This window comes from bacterium (genome assembly GCA_028821235.1).
In the GTDB taxonomy this organism is placed as follows: domain Bacteria; phylum Actinomycetota; class Acidimicrobiia; order Spongiisociales; family Spongiisociaceae; genus Spongiisocius.
Map to the genome: position 1 here is coordinate 138,161 of JAPPGV010000081.1, position 26,251 is coordinate 164,411.

The following is a 26,251-nucleotide window of genomic DNA, read 5'->3' on the forward strand; positions in this document are numbered from 1 at the left end:
CGCGTTCATCGACAATCTGAGCGAGAAGATCGTGATCCGGATCCCGGCGGGCCTATTCCTGGCCGCAGTCCGGCTAGCTGCCGTGGGGCGCCACCTGTACCTTGGCGGGCATCCGGTCCAGCGAGCGCTCGACTACGGCATCTGCCAGGCCGGCAAATATGCGCTTGTGGATGGGCCACAACGCGTACCAGTAGAGGAGGCCCAGAGCACCTGCCGGGTGGAAGTACGCGGCGGTGACCATGCGTGACCCGTCCGCTTCGGGCAGCACCTCGAACTCGAGGATTGCGGTGCCGGGGAGGCGCATCTCCGCCAGGAGCGTCAGGCGGCGACCCGGCTCGATAGCCACCACCCGCCAGAAGTCGACCGCATCGCCCACTCGCAACCGGGTCGGATGGCGACGACCCCGGCGCCTACCGACTCCCCCCACCAAGCGATCCAGGATGCCCCGCAGGTTCCACAACGGGTTGGCGTAATACCAGCCGTTGGTCCCGCCGATGGACGATACGACCTCCCAGACGGTCTCCGGATCGGCTTCGCACACGCGCTCGACCCGCTCGCTGCGGCTGTAGAAGGAGACGTCCGAGCGATAGTCGCGCATAGCGAAGGAGCCTTCCGTCCAGCGCGCCGGCATCTCGGCATCCTGCTCGGCCTCGAGGGCCGCCCGCACCGCCTCTTCATAGGTGTGGAGAGGGAGAGGAATCGAGGTGGCCAGGTCGGCATTCGGATCGACGACCAGGTCGTGCCTGAGGCCGTCTATGAGCGGTCTGGCAACGCTCGTAGGCACGGCGGTGACCAGGTTCAGCCAGTAGGAGGAGAGGCGAGGGGTGAGGACGGGTACCGGCACGATCAGGAGCCGCTTGCCGATCACCCTGGCGAAGCCGGTGAGCAGATCCCGGTAGCGCAAGGCCTCGGCGCCTCCGACGTCGTGGATCGGGCTTCCGGACCCTCCCGTCTCCGGAAGCCGGAGCAGGTACTCGATCAGGTCAGCCAGGGCGATCGGCTGGGTCATGGAGTCGACCCACCTGGGCGTCACCATCACGGGCAGGTGGTACACGAGGTCACGGATGACCTCGAAGGCTGCCGAGCCCGGCCCCACCACTATCCCGGCTCGGATCTCTATAACCGGCACCGAGCCCGATCGGAGCAAATCGCCGGTCTCCCGCCGGGAGTCGAGGTGTGCCGAGGCCGCCTCCCGCGGCTGCAACCCGCCCAGGTAGATGATGCGGCCCACCCGGGCGGTCGCGGCAGCATCCCGAACATGGGTCGCCGCCCGGCGGTCCAGTTCCGGAAAGTCCTTCCCCGATGCCATCGAGTGGATCAGGTAGTAGACAAGCTCGATCCCCTCGAATGCCTGCTCCAGCGACTTAGGATCGAGAGCGTCCGCGCGAACCGTCTCCACGCCCTCCCACCCGCGGTCCGCCAGAGCCTCCGGCCGGCGCCCGGCAGCCCGAACCTCATGCCCCCGCTCCACCAGCCGCGGGATCAGATGGCTCCCCACATACCCCGAGGCGCCTAAGACCAGCACCCGTGCCACCGGATCCTCCTTACAGCGGTCAGACCAAGCACCGCCCTCCATAGGGCCCTAAAGCAAAGTCTATGGCCGCGCGGCTTCTAGCCAGACACCGACCTGGACGGCCGATGGACCTCGCGCGCAGACAGGGGACCGGACGTTACGATTCGAGTAGTGCAAGGACTCGCCGCCCCCGGAGCCCGTTAGTGGCGCTCTCGATCGTCACGTGGAACGTCCAGTGGGCCACGCCCCGCTCGCGTGCCCCGCACCTTCTGGACCGCATCGATCGCCATGCTCCTGAGGTGATCTGTCTGACCGAGACCCACCACGACCTGCTGTCTCAACGCGGTCACAGCATCTGCTCCCAGCCCGACTACGGCTATCGGATCACGGATCGCCGGAAGGTGCTGCTTTGGTCAAGGGAGCCCTGGGTGAAAGTCGATTACGCGGGGAACGACGGATTACCACCCGGACGGTTCGTGTCCGGTTCCACGCGCACGTCGCTTGGCGACGTCACGGTCGTAGGGGTCTGCATTCCCTGGTTCGGGTCACGGACCGAGGCGCGGCGTGGTGACAGACGAAAGAAACCCTGGGAGGACCATGGTCGCTTCCTGGACGGACTCCCCCAGGTGCTCGAACGGATCTCGGACAAGCGGGTCATCGTGATGGGTGACTTCAACCAGAAAATCGGGCCAGGCAGCCGCGCGCCGGCCAAACTCCGGAGCGCCCTGCGGGAAGCCTTTCCGCCGGGCATGCGGATCGTGACCTCGGATATCGCCTTCGATGGACGCTCCTCCATCGACCACATCGCCCTGAGCGCCGATATAGCCGTCGACTCCATGTCGTCGCTCAGCAACCTCCGCGAAGGGAGAAAGCTGTCGGACCACTTCGGCGTGGCCGCGCACGTATCCGCCCGCGGCCAGGCAACATAGGGCGGGGCTGCGCGATCTGGCGAGATTCGGGTGTTCTGGCACTGGTGTCGGGATCTGAATCGGGCGATCAGGCCGCTATGGGGAACGCGTCGGGCCCTTCGCCCGGCTTACCCGCGACCAAAGAGGATCGTGTATGGGAAAAACGTTGTTCACCTGCAACCAATGCTCACTTGGTTCGGAAGGGTCAGGCGACCACGCCCTCGTGAGGCCAACGGCTAGATAGCAACCTTCGAGCTGTGGCTCAATCGCACGGACAGCAGCGACCTCCGGTGTGGTGTGATCGTTTTTCCACAACCGGAGGTCCGTCACCTTCAGCGATACATAGCCGATGTCCGAGTCGGCGAAAGAGCACCTGATCACAGGCCGGTGCATTTCGATGCGCGACTTGATCCAAGCCTTCCGTATCGGCCCGAGCACACCCAGAGAGGCACCACCCCTGCCTTCCGGCACCGCGGCAGCTGTTCTGCTGGTCCTTCTCAGGTCCGGGCCGAAGATCTTGCTGAGAGAGGACTTCGCGGCACCCTTGAGCAGCTTGCGAAATGCATCTCTGTCCAGGACCCGAACCGACCTTGCCTTGTACGGCTCGAACTCTACGTCCTCAAGCGCGGGGCGAGCGGGGCGGGGGGTCGTAGAACCGAGTTCGACCACCTCCCCTAACGAGAACGGTCCCCCTTCTTCCCCCAGGAGACGCCTGTGAAGTTGCTCGGATGGAATGACAGGTCGTATATGTGAACCGCTCCCAGTGAGTCCTGCAACACAGATATACGGGAACTTCATTCGCGTGAGGTGGTTAACCGCTATTTTCATGATGGACCTACAGATCAACTGCCCTTATGTTCCGCCACTTTCTGTCCAAGTACTCGACTACCAAGCGACGATGGCAGCGTTCAGCAGTAGGCTCGCTGCACAGAAGAGCCACTCGTCTCTCGGCGAAAAGCGCTCGAGGGATCTCACTCTCGACTGAACGTTCCGACATAAGGTCGAGAAAGTCAGACTCGTATACATCCCAGGCCTTCTCACCGCCCCGGTAGGCTTTGAGTAGTTCCTTCGTAGGCGCCAACAAGGGTTCATGAACATAGTCGACACCGACCAGCACCCTTAGGAAGTAGCGGAGATCCTCGCGCTTGGCAAAACCAGCCAACTGTGATGTGTTGTTAACACGGACATCCACGAGCCGCTCAATTCTGTTGTCCTGCAGCTTCGTGAAGAATTCCTCCGCGGACTTTCGCGTGAAGCCGATCGTATAGATGTCCAAGGATGTCTCAGCGATGCTCGGCTGTGGCGATCGATCCAACCGCGGAACCGGTTTGAACGACCTCCATGGGCTCACTACCAACTGGCCAAACAGATCCCGCTGCTCGTAGCGCCCGTCTTCCCAGATCCGGAAGTTCCTGACCTGATCACTGTGCTCCGTGGTTGATCCGATCTGTCCGTCTTCTTCGAGTCCCTTGCACCGGATGTGGCCCACGCGGAGGCCCTTGAGATCCAGGACGCCGGTGATGAGAAGGTAGCGATGGCAATCAGCCGGATCCTCTTCACTGCACATCATGGCCACCCGTGAGAACTCGGCTCTTTGAGTAAGCCGCTCGAGACCGGCACGGAATGAGCCACTTTCAGCCATGCGTCCGTAGAGAACATGACCATCGGAGTCGTAGAACTCTTCGCCGTCGGGCCTACCACCGAGTTCACTCCCTAGGAAGTCGTACTGAATACCCGCCGCAAGCAGTTCACGCCTTAGCCTCTCGCGGTTGTATTGCGGATTAAACCTTGAGTAGGGCAAGCTCCTGACATCCGCGACGACCTCGATCCGGTTTTGCCGGAGTAGGCCCATGAAGACGTCAATGGAATGTGTCGAGTGGCCGATGGACAGTATTCCCGGACCGCCCACCCACGTTGGGTCAGGTTCGTTCATGCAGCACCCCACACCACCCTAGGGCTCTCACACACAGAGTTTCGCTTACCACCACGACACCGACAAAACCACCGGCCGAGCCACTCCCAGAACCTCATCCGGACGGCCAGTGCTGTACCTCAAGCTCCGTCATCGGAAAATCAGAGACGTTCGCTGTGGCAAGAGTTGCCCCGATCCCGACAGCCGAAGCAGCTATCAAGCAGTCCGCCTGGTGAAGAGTGATACCGATCTCGGCGAACTCGCGCCGCCATGCGCCGGCACGCTGAGCTTCGGGAGCACGCAGTGGGGCCAAACGGAGGGCTTGGACCAAGCGCTTCGCGCTCGACTCCTCCTCCGGGTGGAGACCTCGCCAGATCTCCTCGATCGAGATGACCGACACCCACGGCTCCACACCGCGCCGTCGGAGCCCCCTTACACGACCAGCGGCAGACCGCCCCCTGAGGGCATCAATCAGCACTGTGGAGTCGATGAGCAGTCGCGACAATCTCAGCCGGACCGTCGACGATCCCCCCGCCGTTGGGACCGAACCCAGTTAGCAGGATCTTCGTCCCATTCATGACCAGTATCCGGGATGGTCCCCAAGGAGGCTTCTATCTCGTCCCATCGACGCTCGTCATCAAGCCCACGCTGGATCAGAGCGGCGATGAACGCACTACGACGTCTAGGACCAGCCCGCCGGTCGAGATCGGCCACAAGTTCTTCGTCCAAGGTTATGTGTAATCTCATGTGCTGTACTATACACACAACGGCCTAGTCCTGCCGATCTAGTTTGCGGAAGAAGTCGCGATAGACCGCGTCCCTGTCGACGTCGGTGGCCTCGCTCATCAGCGGCCGGCCGGGCAGGTGGCGCCACTTAAGATCCTCGTCCAGGGTGGGAGTCGGCACGAATGCGGTCGGCACCCAAGTGGGATCGATCAGCCATGCGAAGTTGATGAAGTCCCAGCACACCCAGGACTGGCCCGGGAAGGGCTCGACGAGCCGTTGCGCCCGGAGGCGGTTGTGCGTGTACAGGTAGTGGAGGTAGCTGCCGATCTCGCCACGGCCGTCGACCCACCGCTCCGACTCCGGCAACGACATCACGAGTTGCTCTCCGATGTAGTAGCCCGGCAGGTACAGGAGCGGCACACCCGAGTCGAAGAGCAGGCGGGAGGCGTGCTGGTCCTGCACCAGGTTCATCGAGGGTGAGTTGCTGAACCTCACGAACGTCGGGTAGCCGGATGTCCAAGACACCACCATCCGGGTGATGATCTCCGGTTCCATCAGCAGCGCCGCGGCGATGTTGGTAACCGCCCCGATCGCCACGACATGGAGCAGCCGGTCGTCGTCCGCCATGGCGGCCTCGATGATCCGCCGGGCGCCTTCGCTGTCCACGATGTCGTCGGGTGACTCCATGAACCGGTCGGCGCCCCGGAAGGCCACCCCGTCGGATGACATGCCGAGGCACCCCATGAGGGTGCCGATCTCGGCGAACGACAGCTCCATACCCTCGGCCGTCGTCTCGAATTCGACTTCCTCGGGCTCGATTCCGGATGCTCTCAGCCGGTGTAACCAGGCAGCGATATCGTCGACCTCCCCGGCGGTCGAGTCGTCGACGTCCGCCCGAGCCGCCTCCAGGAGAGGCTCCCTGAAGTAAGCCCGCGAGAACGGAGCGGCGACGATGGCTTCGATGTCCAACCGCTCGGGCGACAGAAGCCCCCAGGTGATGGCGAACTGGTCATCGACCTCGTTGGCCGCATCGGTATCGATCAAGACCCGAACCCTGCCGGGTTGCGGCGCCAGCATCTCCATGCGCCGCTCGTCGCTGATGTGCGGGAACTGTGTCATGCGTACTCCCGACCTTATCCGATTACCCCGCCGCCGTGACCCTCAGCGGATACGGTCGATGGCGATGAGCACCCCGGCCTCGGGCACGATGGTCATTCCCCGTACAGGCTGATCCGGGCTGCCTCCAACTCCTCTTCGGTGAACGCCCCGTTCTCCTCCTGCCACTCATCGAGCAGTCGGCCGAGGCCCTCCAGCGCCTCCTGATGCTTCTGAGGATTGTTGTAGAAGTTGTCAGAGTTACTGAGGCTGGCCTGGTGGATCTCCTCCATAGCCGCGGCCGGGTCCGGATCCATGTCTGGGTTGGGACCGGCCACAAATATGGCGTAGAGCTTCGGCGCCTCCTCGAGTGCGGGCTCGCTTGCCTGCTTGTTCTCCATACCGGTCAACCTACCCCATCCTGACACCTCGATGGCGATGGACGGCTCAGAAAGGCGTAACCCCGGCCGTTTGCCGAGGCAGGGACGGTTCCGGGGTCTTCGACGCCTAATGTACTCCCGCTGTGGGACAGATGTCAAGGGTCAACTACCAGAAGGTCGCCAACCGCCTGACGCGCGACCGGCTCGCCTCTTACCTCAACGCGACCGGGGGCAGCCTTGGGTATGCCATCGACCTCTACGACTGGAACACCCTGGCGGGCGGTGCCCTGCACGAGGACCTCGGCCGTCTCGAGGTCGTCTTTCGCAATGCGATTGACAATGCGCTGATAAGGCACGGGAGGGATCAAGGATGGCAAACGACCTGGTATCGGCGAACAGAACTATTCCCCGGTCAGCTGGCGTCTCGAGCCAGAGTCGACGTAGACAGGGCTCGCCAACGAGCGACCCAGGGAGGGAGACACCCTGAGGTGCATGGCAAGGTGATCGCCGAACTCGGATTCGGGTTCTGGCGCTACCTATGCGAACCGCCGTATCACACTTCGCTATGGGTGCCTGCCCTCACTGCTGCGTTCCCACTACACCCATCGACACCTAACACACGGCGCGTACGGGCTGAAGTAGCAGATCGTATGCAGCGTCTCCACTTTCTCCGGAACCGGATCGCGCATCACGAGCCGATCCACCGGCGCGACCTGGCTCGCGATCACGCCCAACTGCTGGAAGTGGTGGGATGGATCTGCTCCGACAGTCGTACCTGGGTCGCCGCGCGAAGCCGAACACCAAGCGTCCTCGCTGCCCGGCCCTGACCGTCGACAGCCACTACGGGGACTTGCCTACCCGTGGGGTTTAGTCGTCTTCGAGGGTGGCCTCGTCGACCAACAGGGTGACGGCGTTGTTCAGGATCTGGAGGAAGCCTCCGCCCACTGTGGCCTTGATGCGGTCCTCGCCGGCCTGGATGCTGACCGTCCCGGCGCCGAGGGCGGCCATCACGGGCTCGTGGTTGGCGAGGATGCCGATCTCGCCTTCCACCGTCCTGGCCACCACGAACTCGGCCTCGCCGGACCACAGCACGGCCTCGGGGGAGACCACGTCGACCTTCATGGAGGTCGAGGCGACTACCACTAGGCGGCTTCCTGCTGGATGGCGCGGGCCTTGCGCATCGCCTCCTCGGCGCCTCCCACCATGTAGAAGGCCTGCTCCGGCAGATGGTCCAGCTCGCCGTTCAGCAACATCTTGAAGGAGTCGATGGTCTCCTGGAGCGACGTGTAGACGCCGGGCTGTCCGGTGAACTGCTCGGCCACGAACATGGGCTGGGACAGGAACCGCTGGATGCGGCGGGCCCGGGCCACGATCAGCTTGTCCTGCTCGGACAGCTCGTCAACGCCGAGGATGGCGATGATGTCCTGGAGGTCCTTGTAGCGCTGCAGCACCCGCTGCACGTCGGTCGCCACGTCGTAATGCTCGGTCCCCACGATCTGGGGATCCAGCGCCCGGCTGGTCGAGTCCAACGGATCCACCGCCGGATAGATGCCCAGTGCCGTCAGCGGGCGGCTCAGCACGGTGGTGGCGTCCAGGTGGGCAAAGGCGGTGTGCGGGGCCGGATCGGTGATGTCGTCCGCCGGGACGTAGATCGCCTGCATCGAGGTGATCGACCTGCCCTTCAGCGAGGTGATGCGCTCCTGGAGGAAGCCCATCTCGCCGGCCAGGGTGGGCTGGTATCCCACCGCCGAGGGCATCCGGCCCAGCAGCGTGGAGACCTCCGAACCGGCCTGGGTGAAGCGGAAGATGTTGTCGATGAACAGCAGCACGTCCTGGCGCTGGACGTCTCTGAAGTATTCGGCCATGGTCAGCGCCGACAGGCCCACCCGGAGGCGGACTCCCGGGGGCTCGTCCATCTGGCCGAAGACGAGGGCGGCCTGGTTGATCACCCCGGTCTCGGACATCTCGAGGAAGAGGTCGTTCCCCTCCCTGGTGCGCTCCCCCACCCCGGCGAACACCGACACGCCGTCGTGCTGGGTGGCCACCCGGTTGATCATCTCCTGGATGAGCACCGTCTTGCCCACGCCGGCGCCGCCGAACAGGCCGATCTTGCCGCCACGGAGGTAGGGGCAGATGAGGTCGAGCACCTTGATGCCGGTCTCGAACACGTCCTTGGTGGGCTCGACATCCTCGAAGGGCGGGGCGGGACGGTGGATCGGCCAGCGCTCTCCGCTGAACTCGATGTCGGGGGCGTCCAGGGAGTCGCCCCACATGTTGAAGATGTGCCCGAGGGTCTGATCCCCGACCGGGACCGAGATGGGCGCGCCGGTGTTGCGAACCGGACACCCTCTTACCAGGCCGTCGGTCGGCGCCATCGCCACCGCTCTCACCCGGTTGCGACCCAGGTGCTGCGCCACCTCGGCCACCACCGTCTTGTGCTCGCCCTCGACGTCGAACTCGATCTCGAGGGAGTGGAGGATCTCCGGGAGGCCTTCCCGCGGGAACTCCACGTCGACCACCGGGCCGGCGACCTTGGTGATCCGCCCTACGCTGACAGCTTCTGCCATGTTCTCTCCAGTTTCAACTCGCGGACATCGCTTGCGCGCCGCCCACGATCTCGGCTATTTCAGTGGTGATCTCGGCCTGCCGGGCCTGGTTGGCCGTTCTCGTCAGGACCTTGATGAGCTCCTCGGCATTGTCCGTGGCCGCCTTCATCGCCCGCTGGCGGCTGGCGTGCTCCGACGCCGAGCTCTCCAGCAGCTGCTCGTATATGGCCGACTCCACGTAGCGGGGTAGTAATCGCCCCAGGATGGCGCCCGGATCCGGCTCGTACTCGTAGGAGACCGCCGGCCCCGAGGCATCCGGCCCGCCTTCCTCATCGGCGGGAGGGCTGACCGGTAGCAGCTCGGCCTGGGTGGGAACGTACGACAGGGCGGAGCGGAAGACGGTGTAGAAGATGTCCACGGCGTCCACCGTCCCCGACCGGTAGTCGTCCGTCAGGGCCTGGGCGATCTTGCGGGCATCGGCGTAGGTGGGCTGGTCCGTCACCGCCAGGAAGCTCTCGGCCATCTCGTAGCCGCGGAAGCTGAAGTAGGTCTGCGCCTTCTTCCCCACCGCGTACAGGCGGACCGCCACTCCCTGATCCCGCCACTCGACCATGTGCCGCTCGGCCATCCTCAGCACCGAGGAGTTGTAGGCACCCGCCAGGCCCCGGTCCGAGGTCACCACCAGCACACCCATCGTGACCAGGTCCCGGCGCTCCAGCAAGGGGTCTGCCACGTCTCCCGAGGCGCGGGCCACGTTGCGGATGACCTCGATCATCTTCTCCGCGTAGGGGCGGGCGGCCCGGACCCGCTCCCGGGCCTTGACTATGCGCGAGGCGGCGATCAACTCCATCGCCCGGGTGATCTTCTTGGTGGACTCGACGCTTCGAATCCGCCGGCGGATGGCTCGGAGTTCGGCGCTGGCCATTCCGGGGCGCTACTCCCCTCCCCCGAACGAGTCCTTGAAGGCCGAGATGGCTTCTTCCAGCGCGCCGGCATCGGGGAGCTTTCCGGTGCGCTTGATGGTGTCGAGCAGGTGGGCGTGCCGGACCCGCACGAACTCCCGCAGCTCCCGCTCGGCTCTCGAGATGTCCTCGCCGGGGATGTCGTCGAAGAGGCCCTGGGTCACCGCGTAGATGGCCAGCACCTGCTCCTCCACCGGAACGGGGGCGAACTGGGGTTGCTTGAGGACCTCCACCACCCGGCGGCCCCGCTCCAGCTGGGCCAGCGACACGGCGTCCAGCTCGGAGCCGAACTCGGCGAAGGCCTCCAGCTCGCGGTACTGGGCCAGGTTGAGCCGGAGCGTCCCGGCGACCTTCTTCATGGCGCCGATCTGGGCGTTGCCTCCCACCCGTGACACCGAGATGCCGGCGTTCATGGCGGGACGGATGCCCGCGAAGAAGAGGTCGGTCTCCAGGAAGATCTGGCCGTCGGTGATCGAGATCACGTTGGTGGGGATGTAGGCGGACACGTCGTTGGCCTTGGTCTCGATCAGCGGCAGGCCGGTGAGGGATCCCCCGCCCATCTCGTCCGACAGCTTGGCGCAGCGTTCCAGCAACCGGCTGTGCAGGTAGAAGACGTCGCCGGGGAAGGCTTCGCGTCCGGGCGGGCGCCTCAGGAGGAGGGAGATCTCACGGTAGGCCACCGCCTGCTTGGACAGGTCGTCGAAGATGACCAGGGCGTGCTGCCCGTTGTACATCCAGTGCTGGCCGATGGCGGAGCCGGCATACGGCGCGTACATCTGGAGGGCCGGCGGCTCCGAGGCCGCGGCCGTCACCACCACCGTGTAGTCCATGGCACCGGCCTCCTCGAGGGCGGCCACCACCTCGGCGACCGTCGATGCCTTCTGGCCTATCGCCACGTAGATGCACTTGACCTCGTCGGGAGTGCCCTGGAACTGCTTCTGGTTGATGATCGTGTCGACCACGATGGCGGTCTTGCCGGTCTGGCGGTCGCCGATGATGAGCTGCCGCTGTCCCCGACCGATCGGGGTCATCGAGTCGATCGCCTTGATGCCGGTCTGGAGCGGCTCGGTTACGGGCTGGCGTTGCACCACGGACGGCGCCTGCGTCTCGAGCAGGCGGCGCTCGGTCGAGGGGATGTCCCCCTTGCCGTCCAGGGGCTCGCCCAGCGGGCCGACCACCCGTCCCAGCAGCCCGTCGCCCACGGGAACCGAGAGGACGCGTCCGGTCTGGCGGACCGCGTCGCCCTCCTCGATATGGGAGGCGTCGCCCATCAACACCACCCCGAGGTCCTCCTCGTCGAGGTTGAGGGTCACGCCGAGCAGCCCTCCCGGGAACTCCATCAGCTCCGACGCGGCGGCATTGGGGAGTCCGGAGACCCGGGCCACGCCGTCGGCGACCGAGGTCACGTAACCGACTGTCTCCTGCTCGAGGCTGGGCGACCAGCTCTCCACATGCTCCCGGAGCGCGGCGGTTATGTCATCGGGACTAATGGTCAGTTGAGCCATCGAATACTCCACTCCTGAATCTCGGTTGACCTTGTTTCGGGGGCAAGTCCGGTCATCCGGCCACCGCCTCGCGTAGGCGTTCCAGACGCTTGCGGACGGAGCCGTCGATCACGGTGTCGCCCACCCGGGCCACCAGACCACCGAGGACCGACTCGTCCACCACCACCCGGACCTCCACTTGATTGCCGATCCGCTCGGCCAGGGCCCGGGCCAGGCGATCTACGGTCTCGTCATCCAGCGGGACCGCGCTCCGCACCTCGGCGACAGCCCGATCGCGCGCCTCGGCCGAGCGGGCCGTGAACTGGTCGGCTATCGCCGTCAGGTCCTCGCCCCGACCCAGCCCCACCGCGAAGCTCACGAAGGCGACGGTAAGGCGGTGGGCGCGGGCCGCCAGGAGGTCGTCGATCACCGCCTGCTTGCGTTCCATGGGCAGGCGGGGGTCGCTGAGGGCCTCCCTCAGGTCCTCGGAACCCTCCAGCGCCCGGGCCACCAGGAACAGTTCGTTCTCGACCCGCTCCAGGACGCCCTCGCCGCGGGCCAACTCGAAGATGGCGGCGGCGTAACCCTGGATCCGTGCGTCGGCCACTACTTGCTCGACTCCAACTCCGCGAGATAGTCCTCGACCAAGCCCATCTGGGCCTCCCGGTCGAGGTTGCGCCCGACCACCTTCTCGGCCAGGTCGACCGACAGGGTGGCCACCGTGGTGCGCGCCTCCGCGAGGGCGCGAGCGGTCTCGGCGTTCGCCTCGTCGCGAGCCCTGGCCACGATGTCGTCCGCCTCCTGCTGGGCCCGGGCGATCGTCTCGGTACGCACCGACTCGGCCGCTTGGCGGGCCTCGTCGACGATTCGAGTCCCTTCGTCCTTGGCGCCGGCCAGCTGTTCGCGGTACTGGGAGGCCAGCTGTTCGGCTTCCTCCTTGGTGTTCTCGGCCGCCTCGAGACGGGACCGCTCGGCCTCCTGGCGGCGGGCAAGCGTGGCGCTCAACGTGGGCACGACCCATCGCCAGACGAAGAAGAAGATGATCGCGAAGGCGATGACGCCCGCTATCAATTCCGACATCTCGGGCCGCAGCAGGTCGATCCCGCTGCTTCCCGACTCCTCGGCAGCCACCACCAGGGGCGCCGCCGCCATATATCGCCTGTTCGAGGTCACCATCAGCCGATGAAGAACAACACGAAGCCGATCAGGGCCAGCGCCTCGGTGAAGGCGATGCCCAAGAACATGGTCGTGCGGACCGTTCCCTCCATCTCCGGCTGCCGGACCATCGCGGTGATGGCGTTACCGACCACGATGCCGATGCCGATGCCGGGACCAATGGCCGCCAGGCCGTAGCCGACCAGGTTGAGGCTCCCGCTGATGTTGCCGGTGAGGCCGGCTTGGGCCAGCGTGAGCGCTCCCTGCCCTAGCGCAAGAACTGCGTCCATCCTTCGTTCTCCCTTTCTGGTTGTCTATTTCGTCACTTTGTCGTTAGGCCCGTGCGCCCGTGTCCGGCTCGCTAACCGTCAGTGGGCCGGCTCCAGCGAGGTCTGGATGTAGACCGCGGAGAGCAGGGTGAAGATGTAGGCCTGAAGCACCGCCACCACAAATTCGAAGATCCAGATGGCCAGCCCGAAGGCGAACCAGATGACTCCGATACCCGCCTTGAGGCCGATGTCGCCCACGCCGGCCACGAAGAGCAGGCCCGACACGAGCAGCAGGGTCAGCATGAGGTGCCCGGCCACCATGTTGGCGAACAGCCGCACGGCCAGGGTCACGGGTCGGAGCACGAAGGTCGAGACGATCTCGATGAGCCCGACCAGCCAGCGCATAGCGATGGGGACCGACTTGGGCCAGAGGGCATCGAAGAAGTAGTGCTTGAAGCCGTTCTTGGCGAAGCCAACGAACACGAAGATCACCCAGGTGAGGATGGCCAGGAAGCCGGACAGGGCCATCCGCGAGCTGATCGGGAAGTTCACCAACGGAGTGACCTTGAAGAGGTTCCCCACCAGCAGGAAGAAGAAGACCGACAGGAGGTAGGGGAAGTAGCGCATCCCGTGCACCGGTCCGATCACGCCCTTGGCGATGTCGTCCCGGACGAAGCCCACCAGGCTCTCTATCGCCAACTCGTACTTGGAGGGGACCAGCTGCCCGCGGCGCAGGCCGAAGTAGAGGAGCCCCAGGACGATGGCCATGGCGGCGAAGATCAGGAAGACGGTTCGGGTGAAATGGAACCCGCCTATCGAGAACAGCGGCGTGGTGAACTCGAAGAGGCTGTTCACGTCGGTGGGCGCGCATATGACCTCGGCCTCGAGGTCACAGTCGATCGCCAGAATCATCACATCACCCATGCGATCGATCACTCCTTCCGCTCGCCGTCCCGGCTTTCCACACCTTGCCGGATCTGCTGGCTCGCCGGCTCCCGCGCGCTCCCGCCTCCCAGAGGAGCAACACCATGTAGGTGGCGATCACGGTCAGCCCGAGCGCCGGACGGTCCACATCGAATAGGGCTGCCACAGCCAGCATCGTTGCCACTATCAGGCCGAGTCGCGCTACGAACCCGAAGAGGGCACCGGCATGATAGGCCCCGAGCGACACCCTAGCCAACCAGGACATCAGCGCCCCTGACAGCAGGTAGTAGCCGACCACCAGGACGACCCCTATGGCCGCGGCCACGGCGCCGTCGAGGCCCCTGAGCAGACCTGCCAGCACCACCGCGACCGGACCCACCACCACGGTGCGGCGCAGGAGGGATCGCACCAGGTTGAGCTCCACGGGCGGGCGCCCGGCCAGATAGTCCTCCACCTCGTGGCGGGTCAGACCCCCGGAGTGCGACGTATGGGTCTCAGCGGCCGGCAACGGGCTGCTTCCCGGTGGGGACCCTGCCCACCATCCACAGGCGATAGAACCCGTTGACGGATCCCAGGACGATGCCGGCCACGATGAGCCAAGGTTCGGTGTCCAACCATCGATCGGCAAGCCAGCCCAGCAGGGTGCCGGCCATTATCGAACCGAAGAAGGAGCCTCCTGCAACCCATCCGTCGGAGACTGCGGCGGTCACCCCGGTGTGTGCTGTCCGGAGGGCGGAACCCTGGGCGGGTCGAGGGATTTCCGCGTGGGAGGAGTGCTGGCCGGCGGACTCGGGCATCAGCCCGGATGGTAGCCCGCTTGTGATCAGCTTCACAATCAGCAGAGGAGCATAAACCGGGGCTGATCGCCGGTTACGAATAGCCGCTCGACGGGTGCGGATGGCCAGATTCCAGTCCCGACGTCGATGGACTGAGAACAGCCTACGGGTCGGCTCGGACGGGGTTCGGACCAGGTGACAAACAAACGACAATAATCGTTTTAGAAGGTTTCATCACCATGAACTTTAGAATATCATGATAATCTAAAGCTCCACTTTCCGAGCCAGGGCAACCGGGCAGGCCGGTCAGGATGGGTCGGATCGAAGACCTGCCGTCAGGCGACCGCCAGCCGGCTCACGGGCCGGAGCGTTTCACGGATTAGCGCTACGTCGTCGCTTCCGATCCCCTCAAGGGAGACACCTCGGCTCACGAACAGGAACTCGTACGCGAAGACGCGGCCGGAGTGGTCGAGATGGGCGATGCGGGTGTCGTCGAGTCGCCGCCCGCCGGCTTCGCCTCCGTCAGCGGGGCGCAGCCGCAGGAAGATCGCGTCAGCCTCCGAGTCATAACGAACCTGCATCCGGCTCTCCCTTCAACGGCCAACCCAGTAGACGGTAATGACGATACCCGGTCGAGGGCCTGCGGAGAGTACGACATGTAGTGGGCGGCCTTTCACCGTGGATTCATACTCGTGGGCGGTGTCTCCTTCGAACCACCGCCGTGGACGAGCCAGGACGGTCTCCACCATCTCACGGGTGATTCCCTGCTCGCCCATTCGCCTCAATGCGTGATAGCTGAAGCGGCGTCGCTCTTGGCCGGATCCGAGGAATCCAGGTCCTTTGTTCAAGACGGTCTCACGGCCTCTGGGATATCGCGCGGTAATGGCCGAGTGTGGCTGGTATCGCTCATCAGTTGAACGTACGGTGATCCGCATCCGGCTTCAAGAGGTGTGATTCGCGACCCGGATGCCGGGGAGGGGCGCTGCCACCCAGGGCACTTCCACGATGCTGCCCTGGGCCGGCTGCCCTGTGGTGGTTACTCAGTTGAAGTCGCCCTGCCAGGGGCGGAGGGCGAAGTCAGTTACTCCGATGTTGAGTGCTAGACGTGGCCGGGGAAGTCGGGGGGATAGGGAGGGAAGGCCGTGGCCAGCTCCGCCACGTCGCTCTGGACCTCCCCGACTACCGCCTCGTCCGCCCGGTGCCGGAGGGCGCGGGTGATCAAGGCGGCGATCCGGGCCGCCTCGGCTTCTTCCATCCCGCAGGTGGTGATGCCCGGCGTGCCGATGCGCAGGCCGCTGGTGATGAAGGGCGGCCTCGGGTCGAACGGGATGCCGTTCCGGTTCAGGGTGATCCCGATCGAGTCGAGCAGGGTCGAGGCCTCCTTGCCGGTCAGATCCTCGTCGATGGATCGCATGTCGAGCAGCAGCAGGTGGTTGTCGGTTCCGCCTGAGACCACCCGCACCCCGCGTTCGGTGAACGCTCCGGCCATGGCCGAGGCGTTGGCCACGATCTGGTGGGCGTAGGCCCGGTAGGCGTCCGTCGAAGCCTCTCCGAAGCAGACCGCCTTGCCCGCGATCTGGCTGATGATCGGCCCCCCTTGCATGTCGGGGAAGACCGCCTTGTTGAGACCGGCTCCGTACTGCTCCTTGGCCATGATCATGCCGCCCCGGGGTCCCCGGAGCGCCTTGTGGGTGGTGGCTGTCACCATGTCGGCGATCGGCACGGGGTTGGGCGACGCGCCCCCCGCCACCAGGCCGATGAAGTGGGCCGCGTCCACCATCAGCAGCGCCCCGATCTCGTCGGCGATGGACCGGAAGGCGTCGTAGTCGAGGTGGCGGGAATAGGCGGAGTAGCCGGCAAGGACGATCTTGGGGCGGTGTTCGAGCGCCTTGGCCCTCACCTCGTCCATGTCGATCCGCTCGGTCTGGCGATCGACCCCGTAGGCCACGAACCGGTAGAGGCGACCGGAGAAGTTCACGGGCGAGCCGTGGGTCAGGTGGCCGCCCTCGGCCAGGCTGAGGCCGAGCACCGTGTCGCCCGGCTCGAGATGGGCGAAGTAGACCCCCATGTTGGCCTGGGCGCCGGAGTGGGGTTGCACGTTGACGTACTCCGCGCCGAACAGGGCCTTGGCGCGCTGGATGGCCAGGCTCTCGAGACCGTCCACCCATTCACAGCCCTCGTAGTAGCGCCGCCCCGGGTAGCCCTCCGCGTACTTGTTGGTGTAGATCGATCCGCACGCCTCCATGACGGCGGGCGACGCGAAGTTCTCGGACGCGATGAGGTGGATGTGGGTGTTCTGGCGGGCCACATCCCGGCGGATGAGCTCCGCCACCTGGGAGTCGACCTGTTCGATCGGTCGCATGTCGGTGATGCCGTCACCTCCGCTCTGGACGCGGTCCCAGGGTACTAGTGCGAAGCCCGAAACGGATGCTGCAACGGTCATCCGCCGGCGGCCGGCCGTTTGCGGTTGGCAGCTGCCGCGGGACCCCTTTGCGCGGCGTTCGCGGACCCCCCTAGTGTCTCAACCCGGTGAAGGAACGCACGCAGTGATCGACATCAGCGGGCACGTGACCGCGGGCTTCGAGCCGGTCGTCGACGCGTTCGAGGAGAACTTCGCCATCCGGGGCGAGGTGGGGGCCGAGTTCTGCGCCTACGTGGGGGGCGAGTGCGTGGTCAACGTCTGGGCTGGGATGGCGACGCCTGAGCGCCCGTGGACACATGACACGCTCGTCTTCCTGTTCTCGGTGACGAAGGGGGCGACAGCCCTCGTGGCCCAGGTCCTGGCTGACCGCGGCCTGATGGATCTCGACGCCCCGGTAGCCGCCTACTGGCCCGAGTTCGCCGCGCAGGGTAAGGACGGGGCGCTGGTCCGGCACATCCTCAGCCACACGCTCGGGCTTCCGTCCTTCCCCGGGTACTGGGATCTCGTGAGCGGTGACGACACGGCGGGATGGCATCGCACCGATGAGATCGCGGCCCGGCTCGCCGCCGCACCCCTGGCCTGGGAGCCGGGAACCACCCTCGGATACCACTCGATCAGCTACGGCTGGCTGGTGGGCGAGCTGGTGCGACGGATCGACGGCCGCACTCTCGGGACGTTCTTCGCGGACGAGGTGGCCCGCCCGCTCGGCCTGGACGTCTGGATCGGGCTTCCCACCGAGCAGCACGGGCGGGTGGCCCGGCTCCTGCACGATCCCGACCCGGCAGCCGACCTCCTGATGGCCATCTGGGCACCGGACAATCCCGCCGGTGCCGCGCTCTTCATCGGCCCTGAGCGGCGGAGTTCGGTCGATCTGGCCAACGACCCCGACCTCTGGACGGCGGAGGCGCCCGCCATCAACGGGATCGGCGACGCCCGGAGCGTGGCCCGCATGTACGCCATGCTGGCCGGGGGAGGCATGCTCGACGGGGTGCGGATCGTGTCCGAGGAGTCGGTCGTCGCTCACTCGGCCGAACAGGCCCGGGGCATCGATGCCGTATTCGGAGGCGCATCCCGGGTCGCCCTCGGCTACGGCCGCTCCATCGGTGGCGGCATGTCGCTGGGACCCAACGACGAGGCGTTCGGGATGCAGGGTATTGGAGGCCCCCTCGGCTACGCCGACCCGGTCGCAGAAGTGGGCTTCGGATATGCCATGAACCAGACGTACATGAATGCGGGCACCGACCCCCGCCCCCGCGCCCTCTCAAACGCGCTGTACGAGGCGATCGCCCGCCAGGGCGGCTGACACCCGATCCTGGTCCGGCAGCCCGGTCTCAGTCGTATTCCACCGTGAGCCGGGGGGTGAGGGGTAGAGCTTGGCAGGTAAGAATCGTCCCTCCAGAGATGTCGGCGTCGGTCAGGGCCATGCGGGCCCGGAGGTGGACTCTTCCCCGGCGTAGCCTCGCCCGGCAGGCGCCGCAGACGCCTGATTCACACGAATAGGGCGGAGTCTCATCGGCAGCCCGCGTCGCGCCCAGCACCGTCTGCCCGGCCGCCACGGGAACGGTAAGGGTCACGCCTCCGAGCCGTACCGTGGCCTCCGCCGCCACGCCCGCTACCGAGTCGTCGGGTGGCTCCACCGGGCCGTAGCTCTCCATGCGGATGCGCGTGTCCGGTACGTCGATGTCCAGGAGGGCACGCCGGACGGCGGTGTTCATACGTCCAGGGCCGCACACGTAGTACCGGGTGTCCTGGGCGTACGGCGGATGCTCGTTGATGAAATCGGCCACGCACCTGGCGTCGATCCGTCCCCGTCTCCAAGGCGCGAGCGACGGTGCCCGGGAGGGGGACGACAGCACGTGCCGGACCCGGAGACGACCGTCCGAGCCCTCCTCCATCCGGGCCAAGTCCTCATGGAAGATGACCGATCCGGCGTCGACGTTGCCATAGGCCAGCCGGGCCACCGAGTGAGGCTCGGACGCCAGGACGGAGCCGATCATGGCGAACAACGGCGTGATGCCGCTGCCCGCACCGAAGAAGTAATAGGTGCGCCGGGCCCTGGGATCGGGATCCAGGTAGAAGCCGCCGAAGGGAGGCATCACTTCCACCACGTCGCCGGCGGCCACGCGGTCGTTCACGTGATTCGAGACCAGGCCACTCTCGTGCCGCTTGACGGTGACGCGCAGACGTCCGCCCTCCGGCTTGGCGGAGATCGAGTAGGGCCTCCGTACCTCTTCACCACCGAGGTGAAAGCGCAGCGTGACGTGCTGACCGGCCTTCCAGCGAAAGGCCTCCCGCAGCCCTTCTGGAACCTCGAAGACCAGGCTGGTGGCCCGCTCGGTCTCGGCCCGGGTCGCCGCTACCCGGAGCCGGTGGAATCCTCCGTCCACCTATCCCTCGACCCAGCGCCGCACCAGTTCCTGGTGCTCGCGTACCCCGGCCTCGCCCTCCGAGGAAGGGCCATGCTCGAAGTAGGGGCTCCGGAGGGACCGCTGCTGCTGCTCGCAGGCGTAGATGTCCTCGGCCATGAAGTCGCCCGAGGCCATGGGGTCGTCTCCATGCCCTTCGAACTTACCGGAGACGCGCCTGGCCCAGAACCGTCGCGAGCGGGCCGCCTGGCGCGCGAAGGCCCGGTACGGAACGGCGGCCACCCTGGTGCGGATGACCACCCGGGTGCGGTCGGGCGAGATCGGGTTCACGTGGAACAGGGACCAGGTGCTCTCGGTCTCCGCCAGCCCGATGCCGGGGAAGAGCATCGGCACCCATGCGCCCGCCTGCTCGGCTGGAATCACCAGCGGATAGGGCGAGTTCTTCTCTACGTCCTTGGCGTAGTCCGGCGCCAGGGGCTCCCAGAACGCGAAGTGCGGGCCGACGAAGCCCGACTCGATGCGCGAGTGGTCGTACATCCCCAGCGTCCCGGAGTGGAGGTGCGCCAGGTGGTAACCGTCGATGTAGTTCTCGACCACGATCTTCCAGTTGGCCTCGATGGTGTGCTCGGTGCGCCCCTTCGGGTACTCGGCAAGCTCGTCCACCTCGTGAGGGCCCAGGTGCGGCTCCACCTCGCCGAACCAGTCCATTATCGAACCCGCGTTCTCATCGGGATGCACCCATAGCATCCCTCTCCACAGGTCCACCGAGGCCTTCTTGAGGCTGACGCAGTCCAGGTCGACTCCCGGGAACTGGCGCTCCCGGTCCGGCACGGAGACGAGGCGCCCCTCGAGGTCATAGGTCCAGTCGTGATAGGGGCAGACGATGGCGCGCTGGGTCTTGCCCACCGCCCTCAGCAGCTGCGTCCCCCGGTGGCGGCAGATGTTGTGAAAGGCCCGCAACCGGCGGTCCCTGCCCATCACGATGAAGATATTGTTGAGCCCGGCCTGCACCGACACGTACTGGCCCGGCTCGGCCACGTCCTCGGCGAGACCGGCGCAAGCCCAGGTGCGGGAGAAGATGCGCTCCTGCTCGCGGTCGAACCACGCCCTCGAGGTGTAGGCCTCCACGGGCAGGATGGGCATTCCTCTCCGGTCGGCCATCGCTCTATCCCAACCAGAGGCGGGCGGTCTCGGGAAAGAGGTCGTAGAAGATGGACAGCGCGGCGACCACCAGCCACGTCACGCTGATCAGCCAGAACAGGAGAGGGCTCTCATCTTGATCGACGGTCCGCACCACGAAGGCCTGTCCGGTCATGATGCCGAGAACAGCCCAGTACAGGAAGAAGACTCCCCAGACCCACTGCCAATCCATCCAGGTGGCGATGAGCAGCGCTGCGAGCGCCACCACCGTAGGTAGCTTGGACCGGCTCATCCGATCAACGATATAGCTCATCGCCGGGCCTCTCTCGCTAGGTCGCCGCGCCCGCCGGGCGTTCGACGCGGTTGCGGGCCTCCTCGGCAACCGGGGGCGAGGCCGGGGCCATCAGGGGGGTGATGGCGATCTCGCCCGCATGGTTCACGCCGATGTCGGTGCCGTCCAGCGGGACGTCTCCGAAGTCCTCCTGGTAGTTGTGCGTGTAGGTCCCGTCCGCGAGCCGATGATGCATCTGCCCATAGGTGACCCGGGCAGGCGGCACCACCCGGCGCGGGGTGGCGAGGTCGGCCTCCCACGGGAGGTTGACCGTGACCACGTCGGCGGGGAGGTCCGCGTCGAGCAGGTCGCCGAGGATGTCGGCGCAGACCGCGGCCAGGCGCTCCCAGTCCGGTGCGGAGGCAGCGGATCGCATGATCGGATACCAGGTATGCCAGCGTCCCCGCACCCCGGCGGAGAAGGCCACGGACCGGATCCCGAGTTCCCATCCTTCGAAGGCGGCGCCGACCGTCCCGGAGCTGATGATGTAGCCGGCGCCGTGGTTGTAGCCGATGTTGATGCCGGAGACCACCAGGTCCGGAGGTGACCCGAAGTACCCGGCCGCCACCTGCACGGCGTCGGCAGGGGTGCCCGACACGGTCACCACGGTGGCGCCGGCCTGGTCCACTTCGGCCACCTCGATGGGCTCGAAGCGGGTCAGGGCCTTCCCGATCCAGCTTCGCTGCCCGGCCGGGACCACCGTGCGCACCTCTCCCAGCGACCGGAGGGCGGCGCGGAAGGGTGGGAGGGCGGGGCTGTCCACGCCGTCGTCGTTGGTGAGGAGGATCCAGGACACGCGGGCAGGCTAGCCCGCCCCGGACCGGCATCGGGCGTCCGGGGTGGCGTGACGGTCCCGTACCATGGGGGCCATGGACACCATCAAGGCATCTGCGGTGACCGTGAGCGACGGGGTGACCCACGGGACCCGGGCCGACACGTCCGGCGACGTTCTGGCCGCCCGGCTCTCCGGCCTGGGCTTCCGGGTCGACCGCCATCTGGTCCCGGACGACCGTGAGGTGATCCAGGAGTTGCTGGCGCGGCTGGCCCCGCGGCGCCGGCTGATCGTCACCACCGGCGGTACGGGCTTCGGGCCCAGGGACGTGACCCCGGAGGCCACCGCCGCCCTGATCGACCGTCCGGCCGCCGGCCTGTCGGAGCTGATCCGGGCGGAGGGCCTGCGCCACACGCCCATGGCCGCCCTGTCACGCGGCGTGGCGGGCGTGATCGGGGCCTGCCTGGTGGTCAACCTCCCCGGCAGCCCGAAAGCCGTGACCGAGGGCATGGACGCCCTCGAACCGTTGCTAACCCACATCCTCCAGCTGCTGGCCGGAGACACCGAGCACCGCTAGGAGTCCGGTCCCAGGGCGAGGAGATTCGACCGGAGCGGCGCCCGACCGGCTAGGGCCATCAGCAGTTCTTCGGCCCGTCCCGTGCGGGCTGCGGCCTCGGTGAGCAACCCCAGCGCAACCGACAACGCCGACTCGGGTACCCGACCGACCCGGCCCAGCGCCTCCGCTAGATCGAGGGTATGGACCACCAACTCGAAGGTCCTGGTCGGCAGGTAGTCGGCGAGCCGCATCTCGCCCCACGGCGTACCTACCGGGTGATCGTCGGGCAGCGAATCCACGAAGCGGAAAACACCGTCCACGACTCCGGCCACAGCCGTTGACACGTCCTCGCCCAGGGCGGCGGCGGCGCCAGCCGCGCCCTCGGCAATGGCGTCATGGATGCTTGTGTCCTTCAACGCTTCGCAGAAGTAGTCCGCCGGGCGGGCCAGCCGAGCCGGTATGCCGGACTCACGGCCCGCACCGTGCTCTACGGCGAGGAGAGCGCGGCAGGTGTGCCCGATCAACTCCCGAACGCTCCACACCCCCAACCCCGGATCGTCCATCGCATGCGGCGGTACCCGACCGACGGTGTCCACGAAGAAGATCCCGGCCTCGCGGAAGGCCCTTCGACTCTGATCGATGTCCAGTGTGGACCCCACCCACGTCATGGTAAACCCGCGTGGCTGCCTTTCATCAGCCATCGAGCCACTGCTGCCCCACATCCTCCAGCTGCTGGCCGGAGACACCGAGCACCGCTAGGGGGACACCCTCATCAGGGTCCCGAGCTAGCTCACCCGACGCAGGTAGCGCCTGGCCCGAGGGGTCGCCTCCCGGCTGAGACAGTCACTCGTCCTTCTCGCGTCGTAGAGCCGGAACAGGTCCTGCTGCCCCTGTTCGAGGATCTCCAGCCTGTCGACGATCTGGGCATGGCTGTCGATGAGCCACCGTACGTCCTCAACCAGCTTCTTCTGGGTTGCGGTGATTCTCCTCTGACCTGAAGCAAGCTCCTTCTGACCCTCGACAAGCTCTTTCTGACCCTCTACGAGCTTGGCTACCTGCTCGACCATCACGGCCTGGAACTCGAGGTGCTTCCCTCCTTGGGTGACGAGTTTGCCGACGATCTCGTATAGCGTGCGGATATGTTCGTCCATCGTCGTACCCCCTCCGAATATAATCTTATCTAGCCTCGTCAGCAGGCTAGCAGACGTGCGTGACACGTGAGCCGACCGCCGAGGTGCGTCGGTTACGGTCTCTGAGTCTCAACCTTCAAGGGGCTATGCGGTGGGGGTGGGTGTAGAGGTTGAAGCCGCCTGGCCGGACGAAGCCCGCCACGGTCAGGCCCAACTCGTCGGCGAGATCCACCGCCAGGGAGGAGGCGGCCGAGACGCCGGCCAGGACGCTGATCCCGGCGACCGCCGCCTTCTGCACCAGCTCGAACGAGACCCGGCCGGAGACGGTGACGACCAGCTCCCCGATCGGCCAGCGGCGGCACGAGAGATGGCCGACCAGCTTGTCCATGGCGTTGTGCCGGCCCACGTCCTCGCGGGCGCCCAGGAACTCGCCCTCGCCGGTGAACGCGGCGGCGGCGTGGAGCCCCCCGGTGGCGTCGAACCCCGCCTGGGCCGAGCGCATCGACTCCATGAGGTCCTGCAACAGGCCGGCAGGGATGACCGGGCCGGCCGGGAGGGGCGGCGCCGCCACGCGGACCGCATCGATGGAGGCTTTCCCGCACACCCCGCATGAGGAGGTGGCGTAGAGGTTGCGGCGAAACTGCTCCTCATCGACCCGGATCCCCTCGGCCAGGACCAGGTCGTAGCGTCCAGCCCCGTCCAGGCCCGGCAGCGCCTTGACCTCGGCCAGCTCCTTCGGGTTCAGGATGATGCCCTCGGTGAGGGCGAAGCCCCGGGCCAGCTCCTCGTCATGACCCGGAGTCCGCATCAGGACCGCGATCGGGACTCCCTGGAGCCGGAACTCGACCGGCTCCTCGGTCGGCAACAGGTCGCTGAGCGCCGCTCGACCCTCGTCGCTGACGCGGAGGACGGGGCGGGATGAACTGGCTGACATGTGCTCCCTCGTGCCGGAGTCGTGACTGGGGTCGTGCCTCGGTTCCCTTGATTATCGCGGAGCCGGCGATCCCGAGGCTGCTGTCAGCGGACGAGGCCGGTGGCCCGCCTACTTGTCACGGTGTTTCGGTACCGTGGTGACCCGTGAACCGTAAAGAGACGATCGCTATCGCGCTGGTGGCGGCCGCCATCGCGTCCGCGTGGGTCTGGCGGGCCTTGGTCACGGACCCTCCCGGCTCCGTGACACCGGCGGAGGCGTCCGCCTCGTACTACCCGGACGAGACCGTCGCCTACGCATGGCTGGACCTGGGGACTGGAGAGAGCCCATCCGGGATCATTCCTCTCCTGTTGGATCAACTCGATGACCTCGGAGGGGTCGGCGGGCCGGCAGGCGAGGGAGACGGACCTCTGCCCGACGCCATCGGCACCATCCTCGGGGAACTGGGCACCTGGATAGGGACCGAGGTGTCAGCGGCGCTGGTCGACCTGGAGGACGGTGGGGTCGGCCTGGCGGTCACCGTGGGCGTAAGCGACGGGGACGCGGCCGCCGAGTTCCTGCAGAGTTGGCTCCGGAAGCAGGAGGAGAGGGCGTCCACCTCCTTCGAGCGCAGAGTCGTCAATGATGCCGTCATCTGGGTGGGAGGCGGCAACGGGTGGATGGAGGAACAGGCTTACGCCCAGGCCGGGGACTTCCTGCTCTTCGGCACCGACAGCGGGCTGCTTGAAGAGATACTGGAGAGGATCGACGGCCATCATCCCGAAACCCTCGCTTCCACCGGGCGTTTCGGAGAGGCACGGGGGGCGGCGCGCGACGGGCGTTTCGCGTCGGCGTACGTTGACCTGGACTGGCTCGCCGGCCGGATGGGTGATCCCGATCGCAGCCCCTGCCCGGGAGTTCCGTTCGACAGGCCTGAGTGGTTGATGGTCTCGGCCGATTGGGTCGGTGACGGTCTGGTGGTCGACCTTGCCACGCCGGACATAACCAGCTGGTGGACCGATACCTCGGCCGATGTCACGGATGCCATCGTCCCGGCCGATGCGTTGGGGTTCGTCTCCGTCGGGTTCGATCCCGACATCGACCGCTGGCGGGAAGTCCTGGGCGGGTGCGACATAGCCGGTCTGATACCGGGTGGATACCTGTTCGACCCGCCGCCAGGGGACGGCACGAGCGGGCTCGATCAGGGCGCCACGCTGGCCGATGCCCTGGACCTCGCCCTGGGATTCGTGGATCTCGGCACCGGGCTCGACCTAGAGGCGGACCTGTTCAACCATCTGCGCGGCCAACTGGTCATAGCCGCCCACAGCCCGGACCGCGAGGGCTCCTCCGTAGAGGTGGTGGCCGCGCTGTCCTACCGGCCCCTGTCCGCGAACACCCTCGCAGGGACGATCGACGGCATCGCGGGCGGCGTCACCTCGCTGACGGGGGTGTCCCTGCACCAACTCGACCTGGGCGCCGGCCGACCTGCGCGCGTGATGGAGGACGGGACGCCCTCCCTCGGATACCTCCTCCATGGCGGGTTCCTCACGTTCGGAACCGATACGGACGCGCTCGAGACCACGGTGGCCGTCCAGCAGGGAACGAGAGAGCGGGTGTCCGACACCGATCGGTACCGCCGGACCGTGGAGCACATCTCCTACGACCCGCTGCTCCTGGCCTACGTCGACCTTGCGAGCGTCATTGCCCGGATAGGTCCCGCCGGGATGGGGTCGGATGACGGACTGCTCTCGATGCTGTCACGGTGGCTGGGCCCGATGGCTCTGGCCGTGGGAACCGACGGCGACTACAGCAGGGCCACCCTCGTACTTACCCTCCAACCATCCACCAACCCTGTGTAAGGTAAGCCCTCACACACGGGAGCCCGGGAAGGGCTGAGAGGGAGACTGCATCTCCGACCGTAGAACCTGATCCGGGTAATACCGGCGAAGGAAGTGATCTCGCCCTCCCGAAACC

Annotated in this window: 28 protein-coding genes, 1 pseudogene and 1 riboswitch; of the genes and pseudogenes, 5 read left to right on the forward strand and 24 right to left on the reverse strand. The window is 66.4% G+C overall.

The features are described from left to right. Positions 1 to 73: 73 nt before the first annotated feature. Positions 74 to 1,534: an SDR family oxidoreductase gene (locus tag OXK16_09425; protein MDE0376169.1), complete on the reverse strand. Its 1,461-nt coding sequence runs from the start codon at positions 1,532 to 1,534 to the stop codon at positions 74 to 76. A 182-nt stretch (positions 1,535 to 1,716) separates the two neighbouring features. Here OXK16_09425 and OXK16_09430 point away from each other — a divergent pair, with 182 nt between their 5' ends. After that, positions 1,717 to 2,442, forward strand: a complete 726-nt coding sequence (locus OXK16_09430; GenBank protein MDE0376170.1) for an endonuclease/exonuclease/phosphatase family protein — start codon at positions 1,717 to 1,719, stop codon at positions 2,440 to 2,442. 814 nt (positions 2,443 to 3,256) lie between these two features. Here the strand turns inward: OXK16_09430 and OXK16_09435 are convergent. From OXK16_09435 to OXK16_09450, 4 genes and pseudogenes are all read right to left on the reverse strand, one after another. Then, positions 3,257 to 3,697, reverse strand: a complete 441-nt coding sequence (locus OXK16_09435) for a DUF488 domain-containing protein (GenBank protein ID MDE0376171.1) — start codon at positions 3,695 to 3,697, stop codon at positions 3,257 to 3,259. A 258-nt stretch (positions 3,698 to 3,955) separates the two neighbouring features. Beyond that, a pseudogene (locus OXK16_09440) lies at positions 3,956 to 4,273 on the reverse strand (DUF488 domain-containing protein). Between the two features lie 831 nt (positions 4,274 to 5,104). Then, entirely contained in the window at positions 5,105 to 6,178 is a 1,074-nt protein-coding gene (locus OXK16_09445; GenBank protein ID MDE0376172.1) for a hypothetical protein, read from the reverse strand. Between the two features lie 92 nt (positions 6,179 to 6,270). After that, positions 6,271 to 6,564 carry a hypothetical protein gene (locus OXK16_09450; protein MDE0376173.1) on the reverse strand — a complete coding sequence of 98 codons (294 nt, stop codon included), beginning with the start codon at positions 6,562 to 6,564 and terminating at the stop codon, positions 6,271 to 6,273. A gap of 122 nt (positions 6,565 to 6,686) precedes the next feature. Between OXK16_09450 and OXK16_09455 the strand changes: the two genes are divergently transcribed. Next, positions 6,687 to 7,361 (forward strand): hypothetical protein, encoded by a 675-nt coding sequence (locus OXK16_09455; protein MDE0376174.1) that lies wholly within the window; start codon positions 6,687 to 6,689, stop codon positions 7,359 to 7,361. Between the two features lie 40 nt (positions 7,362 to 7,401). Here OXK16_09455 and OXK16_09460 read toward each other — a convergent pair whose 3' ends face one another. The 12 genes from OXK16_09460 to OXK16_09515 form a co-directional block, all read right to left on the reverse strand. Continuing rightward, positions 7,402 to 7,677 (reverse strand): F0F1 ATP synthase subunit epsilon, encoded by a 276-nt coding sequence (locus OXK16_09460; protein ID MDE0376175.1) that lies wholly within the window; start codon positions 7,675 to 7,677, stop codon positions 7,402 to 7,404. Then, positions 7,677 to 9,101, reverse strand: coding sequence for a F0F1 ATP synthase subunit beta (gene atpD / locus OXK16_09465; GenBank protein MDE0376176.1), 1,425 nt, complete (start codon positions 9,099 to 9,101; stop codon positions 7,677 to 7,679). The genes OXK16_09460 and atpD overlap by 1 nt, the downstream gene beginning before the upstream one ends. Positions 9,102 to 9,114: 13 nt before the next feature. Then, entirely contained in the window at positions 9,115 to 10,005 is an 891-nt protein-coding gene (locus OXK16_09470) for a F0F1 ATP synthase subunit gamma (GenBank protein ID MDE0376177.1), read from the reverse strand. Positions 10,006 to 10,014: 9 nt separating this feature from the next. After that, positions 10,015 to 11,547, reverse strand: a complete 1,533-nt coding sequence (gene atpA / locus OXK16_09475) for a F0F1 ATP synthase subunit alpha (protein ID MDE0376178.1) — start codon at positions 11,545 to 11,547, stop codon at positions 10,015 to 10,017. A 52-nt stretch (positions 11,548 to 11,599) separates the two neighbouring features. Continuing rightward, the gene (atpH, locus tag OXK16_09480; GenBank protein MDE0376179.1) at positions 11,600 to 12,133 is read right to left on the reverse strand and encodes an ATP synthase F1 subunit delta; all 534 of its coding nucleotides are present in this window, start codon (positions 12,131 to 12,133) and stop codon (positions 11,600 to 11,602) included. After that, positions 12,133 to 12,678, reverse strand: coding sequence for a F0F1 ATP synthase subunit B (gene atpF / locus OXK16_09485; protein ID MDE0376180.1), 546 nt, complete (start codon positions 12,676 to 12,678; stop codon positions 12,133 to 12,135). Before atpF ends, atpH begins: the two co-directional genes overlap by 1 nt. A gap of 23 nt (positions 12,679 to 12,701) precedes the next feature. Beyond that, a complete protein-coding gene (atpE, locus tag OXK16_09490) occupies positions 12,702 to 12,971 on the reverse strand; it encodes an ATP synthase F0 subunit C (GenBank protein ID MDE0376181.1) in 270 nt (89 codons plus the stop codon). Between the two features lie 78 nt (positions 12,972 to 13,049). Next, positions 13,050 to 13,874, reverse strand: coding sequence for a F0F1 ATP synthase subunit A (gene atpB / locus OXK16_09495; protein ID MDE0376182.1), 825 nt, complete (start codon positions 13,872 to 13,874; stop codon positions 13,050 to 13,052). Continuing rightward, a complete protein-coding gene (locus OXK16_09500) occupies positions 13,867 to 14,382 on the reverse strand; it encodes a hypothetical protein (protein MDE0376183.1) in 516 nt (171 codons plus the stop codon). The genes atpB and OXK16_09500 overlap by 8 nt, the downstream gene beginning before the upstream one ends. Next, a complete protein-coding gene (locus tag OXK16_09505; GenBank protein MDE0376184.1) occupies positions 14,369 to 14,671 on the reverse strand; it encodes an AtpZ/AtpI family protein in 303 nt (100 codons plus the stop codon). The genes OXK16_09500 and OXK16_09505 overlap by 14 nt, the downstream gene beginning before the upstream one ends. A gap of 314 nt (positions 14,672 to 14,985) precedes the next feature. Then, positions 14,986 to 15,231 carry a DUF2283 domain-containing protein gene (locus OXK16_09510; GenBank protein ID MDE0376185.1) on the reverse strand — a complete coding sequence of 82 codons (246 nt, stop codon included), beginning with the start codon at positions 15,229 to 15,231 and terminating at the stop codon, positions 14,986 to 14,988. 518 nt (positions 15,232 to 15,749) lie between these two features. Continuing rightward, the gene (locus tag OXK16_09515; protein ID MDE0376186.1) at positions 15,750 to 17,012 is read right to left on the reverse strand and encodes a serine hydroxymethyltransferase; all 1,263 of its coding nucleotides are present in this window, start codon (positions 17,010 to 17,012) and stop codon (positions 15,750 to 15,752) included. A gap of 184 nt (positions 17,013 to 17,196) precedes the next feature. On the opposite strand from OXK16_09515, the gene OXK16_09520 reads away from it, so the two are divergent. Continuing rightward, positions 17,197 to 18,375, forward strand: a complete 1,179-nt coding sequence (locus OXK16_09520; protein ID MDE0376187.1) for a serine hydrolase — start codon at positions 17,197 to 17,199, stop codon at positions 18,373 to 18,375. Positions 18,376 to 18,403: 28 nt separating this feature from the next. Here OXK16_09520 and OXK16_09525 read toward each other — a convergent pair whose 3' ends face one another. From OXK16_09525 to surE, 4 genes are read right to left on the reverse strand one after another with little or no spacing between them, the layout of a single operon-like run. After that, positions 18,404 to 19,459, reverse strand: coding sequence for a ferredoxin--NADP reductase (locus OXK16_09525; protein MDE0376188.1), 1,056 nt, complete (start codon positions 19,457 to 19,459; stop codon positions 18,404 to 18,406). Next, positions 19,460 to 20,599, reverse strand: coding sequence for an aromatic ring-hydroxylating dioxygenase subunit alpha (locus OXK16_09530; protein ID MDE0376189.1), 1,140 nt, complete (start codon positions 20,597 to 20,599; stop codon positions 19,460 to 19,462). Between the two features lie 4 nt (positions 20,600 to 20,603). Further along, positions 20,604 to 20,891, reverse strand: a complete 288-nt coding sequence (locus OXK16_09535) for a hypothetical protein (protein MDE0376190.1) — start codon at positions 20,889 to 20,891, stop codon at positions 20,604 to 20,606. Between the two features lie 16 nt (positions 20,892 to 20,907). After that, positions 20,908 to 21,705 (reverse strand): 5'/3'-nucleotidase SurE, encoded by a 798-nt coding sequence (gene surE, locus OXK16_09540; protein MDE0376191.1) that lies wholly within the window; start codon positions 21,703 to 21,705, stop codon positions 20,908 to 20,910. 73 nt (positions 21,706 to 21,778) lie between these two features. Here surE and OXK16_09545 point away from each other — a divergent pair, with 73 nt between their 5' ends. Next, positions 21,779 to 22,258 (forward strand): MogA/MoaB family molybdenum cofactor biosynthesis protein, encoded by a 480-nt coding sequence (locus OXK16_09545; GenBank protein MDE0376192.1) that lies wholly within the window; start codon positions 21,779 to 21,781, stop codon positions 22,256 to 22,258. On the opposite strand, the gene OXK16_09550 is transcribed toward OXK16_09545, so the two are convergent. The 3 genes from OXK16_09550 to fdhD form a co-directional block, all read right to left on the reverse strand. Further along, the gene (locus tag OXK16_09550; protein ID MDE0376193.1) at positions 22,255 to 22,938 is read right to left on the reverse strand and encodes a maleylpyruvate isomerase N-terminal domain-containing protein; all 684 of its coding nucleotides are present in this window, start codon (positions 22,936 to 22,938) and stop codon (positions 22,255 to 22,257) included. The two genes, OXK16_09545 and OXK16_09550, sit on opposite strands and share 4 nt — an antisense overlap. An 84-nt stretch (positions 22,939 to 23,022) precedes the next feature. Then, positions 23,023 to 23,388, reverse strand: a complete 366-nt coding sequence (locus OXK16_09555; GenBank protein MDE0376194.1) for a hypothetical protein — start codon at positions 23,386 to 23,388, stop codon at positions 23,023 to 23,025. Positions 23,389 to 23,503: 115 nt separating this feature from the next. After that, positions 23,504 to 24,301, reverse strand: coding sequence for a formate dehydrogenase accessory sulfurtransferase FdhD (gene fdhD, locus OXK16_09560; GenBank protein MDE0376195.1), 798 nt, complete (start codon positions 24,299 to 24,301; stop codon positions 23,504 to 23,506). A gap of 143 nt (positions 24,302 to 24,444) precedes the next feature. Here fdhD and OXK16_09565 point away from each other — a divergent pair, with 143 nt between their 5' ends. Further along, positions 24,445 to 26,136, forward strand: coding sequence for a hypothetical protein (locus OXK16_09565; protein MDE0376196.1), 1,692 nt, complete (start codon positions 24,445 to 24,447; stop codon positions 26,134 to 26,136). 5 nt (positions 26,137 to 26,141) lie between these two features. Then, a riboswitch (TPP riboswitch) is annotated at positions 26,142 to 26,246 on the forward strand. The last annotated feature ends 5 nt before the right edge of the window (positions 26,247 to 26,251 follow it).